Source organism: Enterobacter sp. ENT02 (assembly GCF_019219165.1).
In the GTDB taxonomy this organism is placed as follows: domain Bacteria; phylum Pseudomonadota; class Gammaproteobacteria; order Enterobacterales; family Enterobacteriaceae; genus Enterobacter; species Enterobacter mori.
Genome location: NZ_JAHUWD010000002.1, coordinates 381,887 through 397,658, shown reverse-complemented (window position 1 = coordinate 397,658; position 15,772 = coordinate 381,887). Strand labels below are relative to the sequence as shown.

The window sequence follows — 15,772 nt, the reverse complement described above, 5'->3', positions numbered from 1 at the left end:
TTTACAAGTCAGTAACAAACGTAAATAAAGGCGGCCACAGGTCGCCTTTATTTTTCCCCACGTGTAACATGCAGTTGTCTAATTTCTTATAACGTCACCTGCAAAGTACGCAATGGAAAAAACCCGTCAACAAGAGTTAACACGCTGGCTTAAACAGCAAAGCGTTCTTTCCCGCCGCTGGCTCATGATTTCCCGTCTTCTGGGACTCGTCAGTGGTTTGTTGATTGTTGCCCAGGCATGGCTGCTGGCCCGCATTCTTAATCATATGATCATGGAGAACATTCCGCGTGAAGCGCTCCTGTTGCCCTTTATTGTCCTGATTCTGGTTTTTATCCTTCGTGCGTGGGTAGTCTGGCTGCGTGAACGCGTTGGTTTTCATGCCGGACAGCATATCCGCTACGAGATCCGCCGTAAGGTCCTGGATCGTCTTCAGGAGGCCGGGCCTGCCTGGATCCAGGGTAAACCTGCGGGGAGTTGGGCGACGCTGATCCTTGAACAGATCGACGATATGCACGACTACTACGCCCGCTACCTGCCGCAGATGGCGCTGGCCGTTTGCGTACCGCTGCTGATACTGATTGCGATTTTCCCGACCAACTGGGTAGCGGCGCTGATCCTGCTGGGTACCGCCCCGCTTATCCCGCTGTTTATGGCAATGGTCGGGATGGGTGCGGCGGATGCTAACCGTCGTAACTTCCTCGCACTGGGCCGCCTGAGCGGTCATTTCCTTGACCGGCTGCGCGGAATGGAAACCCTGCGTATTTTTGGCCGGGGTGAAGCGGAAACGGAAAATATTCGCCTGGCGTCTCAGGATTTCCGTCAGCGCACCATGGAGGTGCTGCGTCTCGCATTCCTCTCCTCTGGCGTGCTTGAATTCTTCACTTCGCTGTCGATTGCCCTTGTGGCGGTCTACTTCGGGTTTTCTTACCTCGGCGCGCTGGATTTCGGCCACTACGGCACAGCCGTAACGCTTTCAGCAGGTTTCCTGGCATTGATCCTGGCTCCGGAGTTTTTCCAGCCGCTGCGAGATCTTGGCACCTTTTACCATGCCAAAGCACAGGCGGTTGGCGCGGCCGACAGCCTGAAAACCTTCCTTGAAACACCGCTGGCGCATCCCGAGCGTGGTGACATCGTTCTGAACGCCAAAGAGCCCGTGACGATTGAGGCGAGGGATTTTTCTGTTCTGTCACCTGAAGGCAAAGTGCTGGCAGGTCCGCTCAACTTTACCCTGCCTGCCGGGCAGCGCGTGGTGCTGGTCGGAACCAGTGGCTCAGGGAAAAGCTCGCTGTTAAATGCACTCTCCGGCTTTATGGCTTACACCGGTTCGCTGTGCATTAATAAAACTGAGTTGTGCGATTTGGAGCCTGATGCCTGGCGCAAACAGCTGAGCTGGGTAGGACAAAACCCGCAGCTTCCGGCTTCCACGCTACGCGAAAACGTGCTTCTGGCTCGCCCGGACGCACGGGAAGACGAGTTGCAATCGGTCCTCGATCGCGCCTGGGTTAGCGAGTTTCTGCCGCTGCTCCCGCAGGGCGTGGATACGGTCGTTGGCGACCAGTCTGCCGGGCTGTCCGTAGGGCAAGCGCAGCGTGTGGCTGTTGCCCGCGCGTTGTTGAATCCTTGCCAACTGATGTTGCTGGATGAGCCTGCCGCCAGCCTGGACGCGCACAGCGAACAACGCGTGATGGAAGCGCTTAATGCCGCATCACAGCAGCAAACCACGCTGATGGTCACCCACCAGCTTGAAGGCATCGCCGACTGGGACCAGATTTGGGTGATGGAAAATGGTCAACTCGTTGAGCAAGGCGATTATGCCTCACTCGTTGCCGCTCAGGGGCCTTTTGCGGCCCTTCTCGCGAATCGCCAGGAGGACATCTGATGCGTGCCCTGCTCCCTTATCTTGCCCTGTATAAGCGCCACAAATGGATGCTGACGTTGGGGATCGTGCTGGCGATTATTACCCTGCTCGCCAGCATCGGCCTGCTCACCCTTTCTGGCTGGTTCCTGTCTGCCTCTGCCGTTGCAGGTTTCGCCGGGCTCTACAGCTTTAACTACATGCTCCCGGCAGCGGGCGTACGTGGCACCGCCATTACCCGTACCGCCGGGCGTTACTTCGAGCGTCTGGTCAGCCATGACGCCACATTCCGCGTGCTCCAGCACCTGCGCATTTACACGTTCAGCAAGCTGCTCCCGCTCTCCCCTGCCGGGCTGGCGCGTTTTCGTCAGGGCGAATTGCTCAACCGCGTGGTTGCGGATGTCGATACACTGGATCACCTCTATCTGCGCGTGATTTCACCGATAGTCGGCGCGTTTGTGGTGATTGTTGTCGTCACGCTGGGTCTGTGTGTTCTGGACGTCCCTATCGCGCTGACGCTCGGCGGCATTATGCTGCTGACGTTGATTATCCTGCCGCCGCTGTTCTATCGCGCCGGTAAATCCACCGGCGAAAGTCTGACGCGCCTGCGGGGAGAATATCGTCAGCAGTTGACCTCCTGGCTGCAGGGACAGGCAGAACTGACCATTTTCGGTGCCAGCAAGCGTTACCGCGCGCGTATGGAAAGTACGGAGTTGAACTGGCATGAAGCCCAGCGTCGACAGTCTGAACTCACGGCCTTCTCCCAGGCGCTGATGATGCTCATCGGCGGCGTGGCTGTTATCGCGATGCTGTGGATGGCCTCCGGCGGCGTGGGTGGAAATCTGCAGCCAGGCCCGCTGATTGCACTCTTTGTTTTCTGTGCACTGGCAGCCTTCGAAGCGCTGGCACCCGTGACGGGGGCCTTCCAGCATCTTGGACAGGTTATCGCCTCTGCCCTGCGCATCACGGAAATTGCCGAGCAGGAGCCAGAGGTGAAATTCACTGCTGAACAAAGTGCGGTTCCTGCGCAGGTTGCGCTGACGCTGAATAACGTCACCTTCGCCTATAACACACAGACGCAGAATGCACTTGAAGATATCAATCTCTCCGTTAACCCGGGCCAGCGCATTGCAATCCTTGGGCGGACCGGATGCGGTAAGTCAACGCTTCTGCAGCTGTTGACGCGCGCCTGGGATCCGCAGCACGGTCAGATTCTCTTTAACGCAGTGCCGCTGGTTGATTTCAGCGAGCAGATCTTACGCAAGACCGTCAGCGTTGTCCCACAGCGCGTGCATCTGTTTAGCGCCACGCTGCGCGACAACCTGCTGCTGGCAGCGCCGGACGCATCTGACGATGCACTTCGTACCTCGCTCGAACAGGTCGGGCTGCATAAGCTGCTTGAGGACGAAGGTTTAAATAGCTGGCTGGGTGAAGGGGGTCGTCTCCTCTCCGGTGGCGAACTGCGTCGTCTGGCGATTGCCCGTGCGCTGCTGCACGATGCGCCGCTGATGCTGCTCGACGAGCCCACCGAAGGGCTGGACGCCACCACCGAAAGCCAAATCCTTGATTTACTGGCGAATGTTATGGCCGGTAAAACAGTGCTGATGGTGACACATCGCCTGCGCGGACTGGCGAGTTTCGATCGGATAATTGTGATGGACAACGGACACATTATTGAGCAAGGTAGTCACGCAGAACTGTTGGCAAAACAGGGTCGCTACTACCAGTTTAAACAACGTCTGTAGACTATATTTGTACCGATCCTCACTCGCGTATTGGAGTTCTGCTGTCATGCGCCTGGTCCAGCTGTCTCGTCATAATATTGCGTTCCCTTCACCGGAGGGGGCGCTACGTGAACCTAACGGGTTGCTGGCACTGGGCGGCGATCTCAGCCCTGCTCGTCTGTTGATGGCTTATCAGCGCGGGATTTTTCCGTGGTTTTCTCCAGGCGACCCGATTTTATGGTGGTCACCCGATCCACGAGCCGTATTGTGGCCAGCGCAGTTTCACATTAGCCGCAGCATGAAGCGCTTTCACGCGAAGTCGCCGTATCGCGTAACCCTGAATCACGCTTTTGGTCAGGTCATTGAAGGCTGTGCTGAAGATCGGCACGAAGGTACATGGATCACTCGCGATATCATCACCGCCTATCACCAGTTGCATGAGCTGGGTTACGCGCATTCTATTGAAGTATGGGATGGGGGTGAGCTGATGGGCGGCATGTACGGCGTGGCTCAGGGAACGCTGTTTTGTGGGGAGTCGATGTTCTCGCGTGCGGTTAATGCCTCAAAAACGGCACTGCTGGTGTTCTGCGAGGAATTTGCCCAGCGTGGCGGACGACTGATGGATTGCCAGGTGCTTAACGAGCACACCGCCTCGCTTGGCGCTGTCGAAATCTCCCGCCGCCACTACATTGAACATCTTGATAATTGTCGTCTGGAGAAGCTCCCGCGCGACTTCTGGGTACCGCGTACACTCTTTCTGCCCAATGCCTAAATGTTTTCCGCATATTTTTTATGAGGGTGTTATAATTATGCCGCAGAGTAGCTTCTGCCTGTTGCCCCGCCGCCGTTTGGGACCCTCGCTTCAGATAACGTCCTGACGTTTATCCTGTCGTTTCCCCTTTACGAATGCGCTTTCCGTTCGGTTGTACCGTGACGCTTGGGCAATGCGCTGAAACTGTTTTGCTGCGTTTTAAACGCGCAATTCTTTACTTAATTGATGAATTTCGGCATTATCTTGCCGGTTCAAAACTTGGTAGTGATACCCCAGAGGATTAGATGGCCAAAGAAGACAATATTGAAATGCAGGGTACCGTACTTGATACGTTGCCTAATACCATGTTTCGCGTAGAGCTGGAAAACGGTCACGTGGTAACTGCGCACATCTCCGGTAAAATGCGCAAAAACTACATCCGCATTTTAACGGGCGACAAAGTGACTGTTGAACTGACCCCGTACGACCTGAGCAAAGGCCGCATTGTCTTCCGTAGTCGCTAATTGTTTTCGCCTGTAATGGCAGATGAATATTTAAAAGGTCGGGATAACCCCGGCCTTTTTTATTTATGGCTTTAGTGTTGCTGCGTCGGAAGATGTATTGTCATCCGCGGTTGTGCAGTAGCGATTAAATCCCCTGCCATAGAATGAGCCATGTCGTGAAGTAATCCCGTGAGATGCGGCAACATATCGCGGTCAAAATGCGACACCAGCAGCACGTGGTTTAACGCACGGCAGTAGTCGCATTTCGTTTCTGTATCTTCCAGCAACCACTCTTTTTGTCGCGGTTGTTCCGCTTCGTCCTCAAATTCCACCACCTGAAAATCACGCATTGACTCTGTGAGGCCGGTTTTCACCTCTTCCAGCCAGGCCCCGAGACAGCGGCAAACGGGCTGGGTTTGCGGGAGTGATTTGCAGTCGAGGAGGATTTCGGTGAGCAGTTTGCAGCGCTCGGCAAGGGTTGGGAGATCGGGGTTGAGGGAGAGTTCGGTATAGAGTTGGGCGAAGCTATTAATATCAGTCATATGTGATCCTTTATGCACGCAAGATTGTCTGTGCACACACTTTCAGGACGCCAATCCCGGCACCTGATTTTGCAGGTGCGCCGCCATTTTATTACTGTGTTTTTATCCAGCAACTGACTTCGAAAGAAACTGGAAAGCGCCTTGCAAAATTCTTCTGCGGCCTGATGCCCTCACCCCAACCCTCTCCCACAGGGAGAGGGAGAAAACACTAAAAACGACAACACTGTTGTCGTTTTGCTTTTACCTTGGCAGGCATAAAAAAACCGGGCAAAAGCCCGGTTTTTAACATTAACGTTCAACTCACTCAGTGAGCCGCTTCCGGCTTGTGCTTCGCCGCGCTCTGGAAATCGTACGTCAGTTCGTTCTTCGCCTGATCCAGCGCCACCGTCACCTGGCCGCCGTCCACCAGCGAGCCAAACAGCAGTTCGTTCGCCAGCGGTTTCTTCAGGTTGTCCTGAATCACGCGCGCCATCGGACGGGCACCCATCGCACGGTCGTAGCCTTTCTCGGCCAGCCAGTTGCGGGCCTCCTGGCTCACTTCCAGCGACACGCCTTTCTGATCCAGCTGAACCTGCAGCTCGACGATGAACTTATCCACCACCTGATGGATCACCTCGGTAGACAGGTGATCGAACCAGATAATGTTGTCCAGACGGTTACGGAACTCCGGCGTGAAGATCTTCTTGATCTCCTCCATCGCATCGGTGCTGTTATCCTGGTGGATCAGGCCGATAGATTTACGCTCGGTTTCACGTACCCCGGCGTTGGTAGTCATCACCAGCACCACGTTGCGGAAGTCCGCCTTGCGCCCGTTGTTGTCGGTCAGCGTCCCGTTGTCCATCACCTGCAGCAGGATGTTGAACACGTCCGGGTGCGCTTTCTCGATTTCATCGAGCAGCAGTACCGCGTGTGGATGTTTGATCACCGCGTCGGTGAGCAGGCCGCCCTGGTCAAAGCCCACATATCCCGGAGGCGCACCAATCAAACGGCTGACGGTGTGACGCTCCATATACTCGGACATATCAAAGCGCAGCAGCTCAATGCCCAGCGCTTTCGAGAGCTGCACCGTCACCTCGGTTTTCCCCACGCCGGTCGGACCAGCGAACAGGAAGGAACCGACAGGCTTGTGGTCATGCCCCAGTCCGGCACGGGCCATCTTGATCGCTTCGGTTAAGGCCTCAATGGCTTTATCCTGACCAAAGACCAGCATTTTCAGGCGATTGCCGAGAGTGCGCAGCGTGTCGCGGTCGCTCTGAGAAACGCTCTTCTCAGGGATACGCGCGATGCGGGCCACCACGGACTCAATATCCGCCACGTTAACGGTTTTCTTACGCTTGCTGGCCGGCATCAGGCGCGCACGCGCCCCTGCCTCATCAATCACGTCAATCGCCTTATCCGGCAGATGACGATCGTTGATGTATTTCACCGCCAGTTCCACCGCAGCACGTACCGCTTTTGCGGTATAACGCACGTCGTGGTGCGCTTCGTACTTGGTTTTCAGGCCGTTGATGATCTGCACCGTTTCCTCGACGGACGGTTCAGTGACGTCGATTTTCTGGAAGCGACGCGCCAGCGCGCGGTCTTTCTCAAAGATGTTGCTGAACTCCTGGTACGTCGTGGAGCCCATCACGCGGATCTTGCCGCTGGAGAGCAGCGGTTTGATCAGGTTAGCCGCATCCACCTGGCCGCCGGAAGCCGCACCTGCGCCGATGATGGTGTGGATCTCATCGATAAACAGAATGCTGTTGGTGTCCTGCTCCAGCTGTTTTAACAGCGCCTTGAAGCGTTTTTCAAAATCACCGCGGTATTTCGTGCCCGCCAGCAGCGAGCCGATATCCAGCGAGTAGATGGTGCAGTCGGCAATCACTTCCGGCACGTCGCCCTGCACAATGCGCCAGGCAAGCCCTTCGGCAATCGCGGTTTTACCCACGCCTGACTCACCCACCAGCAGCGGGTTGTTCTTGCGGCGACGGCACAGCACCTGGATCGCGCGCTCCAGCTCTTTATCGCGACCAATCAGCGGGTCGATACCGCCAACGCGAGCAAGCTGGTTAAGATTGGTGGTGAAGTTTTCCATACGATCCTCCCCGCCTGCTTGCTCTTCATTGTTATTGACCTGATTGCTGGAATCCGATGCCTGGTTAGGCTCGTCTTTGCGCGTTCCGTGAGAAATAAAGTTAACCACGTCGAGGCGGCTGACTTCGTGTTTGCGCAGCAGGTAGGCAGCCTGTGACTCCTGCTCGCTGAAGATGGCGACTAAGACGTTTGCGCCAGTCACTTCGCTACGTCCGGAAGACTGGACGTGGAATACCGCGCGCTGCAGCACGCGCTGGAAGCTGAGCGTCGGTTGCGTGTCGCGCTCTTCTTCACTGGCTGGCAGCACCGGCGTGGTTTGTTCGATGAAGGCTTCGAGTTCCTGACGTAGCGCCACCAGATCCACGGAGCAGGCTTCCAGCGCTTCGCGGGCAGATGGGTTGCTAAGCAGTGCGAGCAGTAAATGCTCGACGGTCATAAACTCATGTCGGTGCTCACGCGCTCTGGCGAAAGCCATGTTTAAACTGAGTTCCAGTTCTTGATTGAGCATAGGCACCTCCCCCAATTTTATGCCTTATCAGGCCTTTTCCAGCGTACACAGCAACGGATGCTCGTTCTCCCTCGCATAGTCGTTCACCATCGCCACTTTGGTTTCCGCGACTTCGGCAGTAAAGATGCCGCAGATCGCTTTGCCTCGATAATGAACGGTAAGCATCAGTTGCGTTGCACGTTCTACATCATAAGAAAAGAACTTTTGTAGCACGTCAATAACAAATTCCATCGGCGTGTAATCATCGTTCATTAACATAACTTTATACATAGATGGCGGTTTTAGCGCGTCGCGCACTTTATCTTCCGCCAGCTGGTCAAAATCCAGCCAATCGTTGGTCTTACCCATTATGCATAACCACTTTGAATCTACCTCAGATGTTAGATAACAATCATCTATTACTGTCATCCGCGATGTCTGTCACAAACTGTTGCAATAGCGTTAACTGCCTCAAATTTTGGTTGATTATTGTCCCAACTCCAGCGCCAAACGCTTGACGGCTTCTTCCGTTTATCTAAATTGTACAAGCGTGAGATGGCGAGGTTTTGAACAGCCCCCACTCCACCACCGGTTCATTCCATCTTAATTTATAAGATTTACGAAGGATGTCGAAGCATGGAAATGGGTACTGTTAAGTGGTTCAACAACGCCAAAGGGTTTGGTTTCATCTGCCCTGAAGGCGGCGGCGAGGATATCTTCGCTCACTATTCCACCATTCAGATGGATGGTTACAGGACGCTCAAAGCCGGGCAGTCCGTTCGGTTCGATGTACACCAGGGGCCTAAAGGCAATCACGCCAGTCTGATCGTCCCCGTTGAAGCAGAAGCGGTTGCATAGCTCCCTGATTCATTGTGTACACCCCGCAGGCAAAATGCCAGCCCGATCGGCTGGCATTTTTATTTTCGGGTTATTCCCGCGCCAGTGCGTCCACCGGATCCAGCCGCGCCGCGTTGCGTGCCGGTAACCAGCCAAACAAAATACCCGTGAAGGTCGAGCATAAGAACGCCGTGAGGATCGCCACGGGGGAAAAGCCAATCTCCCAACCCGGTAAAAAGAGCTGGAGCGCAAACGCGATCATCATCGAAAGCGCAATGCCCATCGCCCCGCCGACCAGACACACCAGCACCGCTTCAATCAAAAACTGCTGCAGCACGTCGCTGGCTCTGGCCCCGACCGCCATGCGGATGCCAATCTCCCGAGTGCGCTCCGTGACCGACACCAGCATGATATTCATCACCCCGATACCGCCGACGACCAGCGAAATCACCGCCACCAGCGTCAGGAACATCTGAAGAGTACGTGTGGTCTTTTCCGCCGTTTTCAAGAGACCGTCCATGTTCCAGGTGAAGAAATCTTTCTTCCCGTGGCGCAGGGTGAGCAGCCGCTCAAGCTGCTGTTCGGCCATGGCGCTGTCGTAGCCCTCCTTCACGCGAACGGTAATGGAGTTGAGCCAGGACTGGCCCATAATGCGCCCGGAAATCGTGGTGTACGGCAGCCAGACGCGCAGGATTTTGCTGCTGCCGAACATCGACTGCTTCTCTTCCGCCACGCCGATCACCGTGGCAGGCATATTGCCCACCAGGATCACTTCCCCCACCACATTGGTTTTATTCGGGAACAGCTGCCTGCGGGAGTTGGCGTCTAACACCACCACCTGCGCCCTGCCCGCCAGCTGCTCGGCGTTGAAGGTCGCCCCTTCGCTGAAGGTCATGCCGTAGACGTTGAAGTAGTCGCCGCTGACGCCGTTGGCGCTGGCCGCAACGTCGATGTTGCCGTAGCGCAGACGCAGATTCTGCGAGACCGCAGGCGTAGCCGAATTGACCCACGGCTGCTTCTGAATAGCCGCCAGATCGTCATACTTCAGCGCCTGCTGATACTGCGGCTCGTCGTCGCCGAAGTCTTTGCCGGGATAAACGTCGATGGTATTGGTGCCGATAGCGCGGATATCCGCCAGCACAAGCTGTTTTGCCGCGTCGCCCACCACCACAATCGACACCACCGAGGCAATACCGATGATGATGCCGAGCATCGTCAGCAGGGTGCGCATTTTATTGGCCGCCATCGCCAGCCAGGCCATGGTCAGCGCTTCACGAAATCCGCTGGAGAACTGCCCCCAGCCGGTTGCGGCCGGCAACGCCTCTTTCGGTGCGGCCGCCCGGGACTCGCGCGGCGGCGGGTTGCTCACCAGCTCGCCGTCGTGGATCTCAATAATGCGTTCCGCCTGCGCCGCCACCTGCGGGTCGTGGGTGACGATGATCACCGTATGCCCCTGATCGCGCAGCTGGTGCAGGATTGCCATCACCTCTTCGCCGGAGTGGCTGTCGAGCGCGCCCGTCGGTTCATCCGCGAGGATCACCTGCCCGCCGTTCATCAGTGCGCGCGCGATACTCACGCGCTGCTGCTGACCGCCGGAAAGCTGCGACGGCTGATACTCCACGCGCTCCGCCAGCCCCAGACGCGTTAACAGCGCCTTCGCGCGCTCAAGCCGTTTCTTCCGCTCGACGCCCGCATAAACCGCGGGAACCTCCACGTTCTGCGCCGCGCTCAGGTGAGAAAGCAGGTGGTAACGCTGGAAGATAAAGCCGAAGTGTTCCCGGCGCAGCTTCGCCAGCGCGTCGCCGTCGAGCGTGGAGACATCCGTTCCGTCCACCCGGTACGTACCGCTGGTGGGTTTATCCAGACAGCCGAGAATGTTCATCAGCGTCGATTTACCCGAACCGGACGCGCCAACAATCGCCACCATCTCCCCCGCTTCCACGCGCAGCGAGATCCCTTTCAGCACCTCCACCGGGCCGTCGCCGGACGGATAGCTGCGGCGGATATCCTTCAGCTCAAGCAGCGCGGTCATTTAGCGGCTCCGGGCAGGCTTTCGCTGGTGACAACCTCCTCCCCCTCTTCCAGCCCTTTCACCACCACCACGTCGGTGTCGTTGCGCGCGCCAATCACCACTTCGCGCTCGCGCGTTTCGCCGTTGCGCAGCACCTTCACCTTGTAGCGGCTATCCCCGGCGGATTCACCCAGCGCGGAGAGCGGAACGGTCAGCACGTTTTTCACGCCGGTCAGCTGGATATGTACCTGGGCGGTCATGTCCAGACGCAGCACGCCCTGCGGGTTTGGTACCTCAAAGCGGGCATAGTAGAAGATGGCGTCGTTCACTTTTTCCGGCGTCGGCAGAATGTCTTTCAGCACGCCTTCGTAGCGGGTCTGCGGGTCGCCCAGCACCGTAAACCAGGCGTTCTGCCCCGGCTTAAGATGGATCACATCCGCCTCGGAAACCTGGGCTTTGACCAGCATGGTGCCCATGTCCGCCAGCGTCAGGATGTTTGGCGCCTGCTGCGCGGCAATGACCGTCTGTCCCTGCAGCGTTGTGATTTGCGTCACTTCTCCGGCCATCGGCGCGACGATTTTGGTGTAATCGAGGTTGGTTTTCGCCGTATCCAGCGAGGCCTGATTGCGTTTAATCTGCGCGTCGATGGTGCCGATCTGCGCCTGTTTTACCGCCAGCTCCGTGGTGGCGGTATCGAGATCCTGCTTCGAAATGGCCTGGGTTTTCGCCAGCGCCTGCTGGCGCGTTAGCGTCACCTGCGCAAGGTTACGCTCCGCCAGGGCCTGCGCACGCTGCGCGCGCAGCTCCATCAGCGTCGCTTCCACTTCGCGGATCTGGTTTTCGGCCTGTTCAGGATCGATAACGCCAAGCAGCTGGCCTTTTTTGACCTTGTCGCCAATCTCGACGGACAGCGTTTTCAACTGGCCGCTCACCTGCGCGCCAACATCGACTTTACGCAGGGCATCCAGTTTGCCGGTCGCCAGCACGTTTTGCTGCAGCTCGCCGGGGCGAACGATCAGCGTTTGATACTGTGGCACAGGCGCATTGAGGACCTGCCAAAGCCAGAATCCACCGACCACCAGCACGACCGCCAGCAGCAGAAACAGTTTTCTGCGTTTTCCCTTAAGGTTCATAAATATTCCAAATAATTATTCTGGCTAACATCACCGTTGATTCTATCTAAACCACTCCTCAACGAAACCCCTGTTTTCTGGAAATGGCCGCATTTGTTTACATGACGTTGACAAAACGCCTGCTGAAATAGCGTTCTTCCCCCAGAAGCAGGATCTAACATGTCTTCCATAGTCGATACACCTTATCCCAATCTGCCGCAGCCTGCGTCCGGCTGGGCGCTTTTTAAAAGTCTGGCAACCGGTGCCATCACGCCCGGGCTGGCGTGGCAGAACCCCTCATATCGACGCAAATTTATGTTACGTTCCCTGGCTTCCCCTTTCAGCACCGCTCGCCTGCTGGCAAGCCTGGCAAAGCAACCGCGTCTGATGCAAATCTTGCAGGTCCAGCCAGGGTTGCCGTGCCGACTGCATCGTCCGTGGCTGACGGTCAGTATGAACCGCCGGAACGCGCTGGAGGCGCTAAACGGGCACTATCAGACGATGAGCCAACACCTCCCCGCCGCGCTGCTCAAGGGCTATCTTTCAAGTCAGGGAATGACGCTGCTGACGCTAACCGGAAAGGACGAGCAGCAATTCACGATTCGCCTGTGTGCCGATGCCTTTATGGATAAAGAGGGTGAAGCGACCCTTACCTTCTGCAACCATCAGAACACCGTGCTGGCCGAAATGACCTTTACGCTGTGCCCGTTTGAGGGAAAATCCACGCTGTTCATCGGCGGGTTACAGGGCGCAAAAGCGCACGTTCCGCATGAGTTGATTCAGGGCGCAACCAAAGCGTGCCACGGCCTGTTCCCGAAACGTCTGCTGGTTGAAGCGGTGATGACGCTGGGCACCGCGTTCCCGGTTGAACAGATCCTCGCCGTGAGCAACGCTACTCACATTTACCGTAGCTGGCGTTACCGCAAGAAAAAAGAGGGGAAACTGCTGGCGGATTATGACAGTTTCTGGCGCTCCCTGGGTGGCGAACGCCAGGAGAGCGGCCATTTCGCGCTGCCGTTAACCATGCCGCGCAAACCGATGGAAGAGATCGCGAGTAAGAAACGTGCTGAATACCGCCGCCGCTACGAACTGCTGGATAGCCTGATCCAACAAATGACGCAGGCGACCCAACGTTAATCCGCTCTCCCGCGTGCCAGCCAAAGCACGCGGGAGAACATTTTACGCAGCAGCGTGGGCACGGACTCCACGCCTCGCCTTCCCGCCTCCGTCGCCACTTCGATGGCCAGGTCCGGCTTCGACGAACGATGAATCGCTTTGGCGATCACCCGCCGCATGTTCATCGGCACATCCACCGGGATCATCGCCACGCGGTGAAAAACATCGTCAAATCCCTGTCGATACATAAAGTGTTCCATGTCCATCGCGGGCAGCATAGTCAGATGGTCACGCTCTTCTTCGCGATCGTTATTCAGCAAACCGCGCACGGTTGCGGCATACTTTTTACCTGCTTCATCGCCATCGACCAGAACATGCCATTCAATCCCCATCCTGCGGGCAAACTTGATCAGCGGTTTTAACCCCGACTGGGCAAACTCTATGACCTTAATACCTTCCGCATCGAAGTGGTGACCGCACTGACGTGCCAGTTCGTTGATAACCCAGGTCTCGGTTTCACCCTCAACCAACAGCCAGCAGCGGGCAAACAGCGATGAAGCACGATTAAAGCGAATATGAAATGCAATGCGGCGACCGTCTTCCGCATTCAGGCCGCCCGGCCCCAGCCGGTATGCGGATACGCGTGAGGATTCACGCACCAGGCGGCAGACGTATTCCACGGGGGTTAGCGAGAGCAACTCGCCGGAGTTGGTGGTGGTCACGCGCTGCAGCGGCAGCAGGTTCAACAGATGCCACGCAACGGAGAGCATGATCGGATGCAGGCGCGTCTCGGGGTCTTCCACCAGCAGCAGCGGGCGGGCGTCCCGGTCTAACCGGACGGTGCCTTTCGCCTGCAAAAGCGTCGAGAATAACCCCAGCAGGATCACCCGATGGGTACGTCCACCGGGCCGGTCTATCATCCGGTTAATGATATCAAGATAACGCCAGCTGCGTTGTTCATCGTGCGAACGGCGACGCATCAGGCGATGGCGTGACTGTGACGTCCCCTGCTCGGAAAAATAGTGCTCAAGCAGCTGCACCATGGCCGAAAGCCCCTGGCGGATTTGACCGTCGGTGAGGTTCTGCGGGCGAGAGACCAGCTCACGCGCCAGGAAATCCAGCTCGCGGGCGGTGACTTCCACCTCCGGCATATTGGGTACGGAACCGTTGCGGATCCGGCGCATAAAGCGTGCATCGCGCAGGCGCAGCACCGGCGACAGACGAATCAGGTGGCGCGCCAGGTCGTCAATATTCTCCAGCGGGATGGGGTTGCCTTTTTCATCAAGAAACTCACGCAGGGTTAACACCCCGTCATTTTCCGCCATTTCACCTTCAAGACGGTAGAAAATACGGTGATAGTCATCATCGCATGGCACCCAGCATGGCGACATCGGGCGGAAACGACGCACGCGATGCCGCCCCGGCTCGGACTCCCGGAACGTCAGGATGATATGCAGATGCTTCTCGCGCCCCGCGACATCCCCCGGCGGAAACCAGAAGTCATCATGAACGAAGTGGTACAAGTCATCTTCAGGGGAAAGCAGCAGGGTCAGCGCATCCAGCAGGCTGGATTTACCCCAGGCGTTTTCACCGATCAGGACGTTATTCTGCTCCAACTGGAGCGACAGGCGGTTAATACCGCGAAACCCGACAATTTCCACACGTTCGAGAAGCATAAATCCCCCGCGTAATAACCACTTTTTCCTTCAAGTTATCAGCAGTATAGCGGCAGCGGCGCCGACTGGACACTGCCAGACACCTCCGTTATTCCGATGAAGCACGAAAAATTCAGAATTTACCCATCAAGTTTCATTTGAAAAGGTGCTTCCAGAACAAGATACTCCCGTTTGAAAATTGGACTATGCTCTATTTACCTCCAGTTTGAACAAGGATTGACATCACATTGCCTTAAATCAAATTAACCGAATTTATTTAAGTGGCGAAGGGGTGTTGTTGCTTTCTAAAATAAAGGCTCTTTGAGTCGTCATCCCTTTATGGCGATATAACCCGTGCGCAGGATAGTGTGCGGAAATTTATTATTGAGGTGGTTATGTTCAGAAAATTAGCGGCAGAATGTTTTGGTACATTCTGGCTGGTGTTTGGCGGCTGCGGTAGTGCAGTGCTGGCAGCGGCATTTCCGGAATTAGGAATTGGTTTTGTCGGTGTCGCACTGGCATTCGGCTTAACGGTCTTAACCATGGCATTCGCGGTAGGGCATATTTCCGGCGGTCATTTTAACCCTGCTGTGACGCTGGGTTTATGGGCGGGCGGTCGTTTCCCGGTGAAAGACGTATTAGGCTATATTATTGCCCAGGTCATCGGCGGTATTATTGCAGCCGCAGTCCTGTACGTGATTGCCAGCGGCAAAGCAGGCTTTGACGCCGCAGCCAGCGGTTTCGCCTCTAACGGTTTCGGTGAACACTCACCGGGCGGCTACTCAATGCTGTCTGCCATCGTGATTGAAATCGTACTGACCGCAGGCTTCCTGCTGGTTATTCACGGCGCAACGGACAAATACGCACCTGCAGGCTTCGCGCCAATCGCCATTGGTCTGGCGCTGACGCTGATTCACCTGATCTCAATCCCGGTGACCAACACCTCCGTTAACCCGGCGCGCAGCACCGCGGTTGCTATCTTCCAGGGCGGTTGGGCGCTTGAGCAGCTGTGGCTGTTCTGGGTGATGCCAATTATCGGGGGTATTCTGGGTGGCGTGCTGTACCGCACCCTGCTGGAAAAACGCGATTAATGGTTTTCCCCC

At 56.4% G+C, this 15,772-nt stretch carries 13 protein-coding genes; 7 read left to right on the top strand and 6 right to left on the bottom strand.

Features of this window, described 5'->3' with window-relative positions:
* Positions 1-112 precede the first annotated feature (112 nt).
* From cydD to infA, 4 genes are all read left to right on the top strand, one after another.
* Complete coding sequence (gene cydD / locus KW829_RS07830; protein WP_218307967.1) at positions 113-1,879, top strand: cysteine/glutathione ABC transporter permease/ATP-binding protein CydD; 1,767 nt, start codon at positions 113-115, stop codon at positions 1,877-1,879.
* On the top strand, positions 1,879-3,600 hold the full coding sequence (gene cydC / locus KW829_RS07825; RefSeq protein ID WP_218307966.1) for a cysteine/glutathione ABC transporter ATP-binding protein/permease CydC: 1,722 nt from the start codon (positions 1,879-1,881) through the stop codon (positions 3,598-3,600). The genes cydD and cydC overlap by 1 nt, the downstream gene beginning before the upstream one ends.
* Positions 3,601-3,646: 46 nt before the next feature.
* Positions 3,647-4,351 (top strand): leucyl/phenylalanyl-tRNA--protein transferase, encoded by a 705-nt coding sequence (gene aat / locus KW829_RS07820; protein WP_126543578.1) that lies wholly within the window; start codon positions 3,647-3,649, stop codon positions 4,349-4,351.
* A gap of 284 nt (positions 4,352-4,635) precedes the next feature.
* Positions 4,636-4,854: a translation initiation factor IF-1 gene (gene infA, locus KW829_RS07815; protein WP_002211347.1), complete on the top strand. Its 219-nt coding sequence runs from the start codon at positions 4,636-4,638 to the stop codon at positions 4,852-4,854.
* 71 nt (positions 4,855-4,925) lie between these two features.
* Here infA and KW829_RS07810 read toward each other — a convergent pair whose 3' ends face one another.
* The 3 genes from KW829_RS07810 to clpS form a co-directional block, all read right to left on the bottom strand.
* Positions 4,926-5,375 (bottom strand): hypothetical protein, encoded by a 450-nt coding sequence (locus KW829_RS07810; protein ID WP_218307965.1) that lies wholly within the window; start codon positions 5,373-5,375, stop codon positions 4,926-4,928.
* A gap of 304 nt (positions 5,376-5,679) precedes the next feature.
* A complete protein-coding gene (gene clpA / locus KW829_RS07805; protein ID WP_089597777.1) occupies positions 5,680-7,959 on the bottom strand; it encodes an ATP-dependent Clp protease ATP-binding subunit ClpA in 2,280 nt (759 codons plus the stop codon).
* 27 nt (positions 7,960-7,986) lie between these two features.
* Positions 7,987-8,307 (bottom strand): ATP-dependent Clp protease adapter ClpS, encoded by a 321-nt coding sequence (gene clpS, locus KW829_RS07800; RefSeq protein WP_006174393.1) that lies wholly within the window; start codon positions 8,305-8,307, stop codon positions 7,987-7,989.
* A gap of 267 nt (positions 8,308-8,574) precedes the next feature.
* On the opposite strand from clpS, the gene cspD reads away from it, so the two are divergent.
* Complete coding sequence (gene cspD, locus KW829_RS07795) at positions 8,575-8,796, top strand: cold shock-like protein CspD (protein ID WP_006174390.1); 222 nt, start codon at positions 8,575-8,577, stop codon at positions 8,794-8,796.
* A 70-nt stretch (positions 8,797-8,866) separates the two neighbouring features.
* Here the strand turns inward: cspD and macB are convergent, their stop codons facing one another.
* Positions 8,867-10,807: a macrolide ABC transporter ATP-binding protein/permease MacB gene (gene macB / locus KW829_RS07790; protein WP_010429159.1), complete on the bottom strand. Its 1,941-nt coding sequence runs from the start codon at positions 10,805-10,807 to the stop codon at positions 8,867-8,869.
* The gene (gene macA, locus KW829_RS07785) at positions 10,804-11,919 is read right to left on the bottom strand and encodes a macrolide transporter subunit MacA (protein WP_010429157.1); all 1,116 of its coding nucleotides are present in this window, start codon (positions 11,917-11,919) and stop codon (positions 10,804-10,806) included. The genes macB and macA overlap by 4 nt, the downstream gene beginning before the upstream one ends.
* A 159-nt stretch (positions 11,920-12,078) precedes the next feature.
* Here macA and KW829_RS07780 point away from each other — a divergent pair, with 159 nt between their 5' ends.
* A complete protein-coding gene (locus tag KW829_RS07780; RefSeq protein WP_218307964.1) occupies positions 12,079-13,035 on the top strand; it encodes a VirK/YbjX family protein in 957 nt (318 codons plus the stop codon).
* Here the strand turns inward: KW829_RS07780 and KW829_RS07775 are convergent.
* Positions 13,032-14,690: an ATP-dependent endonuclease gene (locus KW829_RS07775; protein ID WP_042717575.1), complete on the bottom strand. Its 1,659-nt coding sequence runs from the start codon at positions 14,688-14,690 to the stop codon at positions 13,032-13,034. The two genes, KW829_RS07780 and KW829_RS07775, sit on opposite strands and share 4 nt — an antisense overlap.
* 374 nt (positions 14,691-15,064) lie before the next feature.
* On the opposite strand from KW829_RS07775, the gene aqpZ reads away from it, so the two are divergent.
* Positions 15,065-15,760, top strand: coding sequence for an aquaporin Z (gene aqpZ / locus KW829_RS07770; protein ID WP_010429151.1), 696 nt, complete (start codon positions 15,065-15,067; stop codon positions 15,758-15,760).
* The last annotated feature ends 12 nt before the right edge of the window (positions 15,761-15,772 follow it).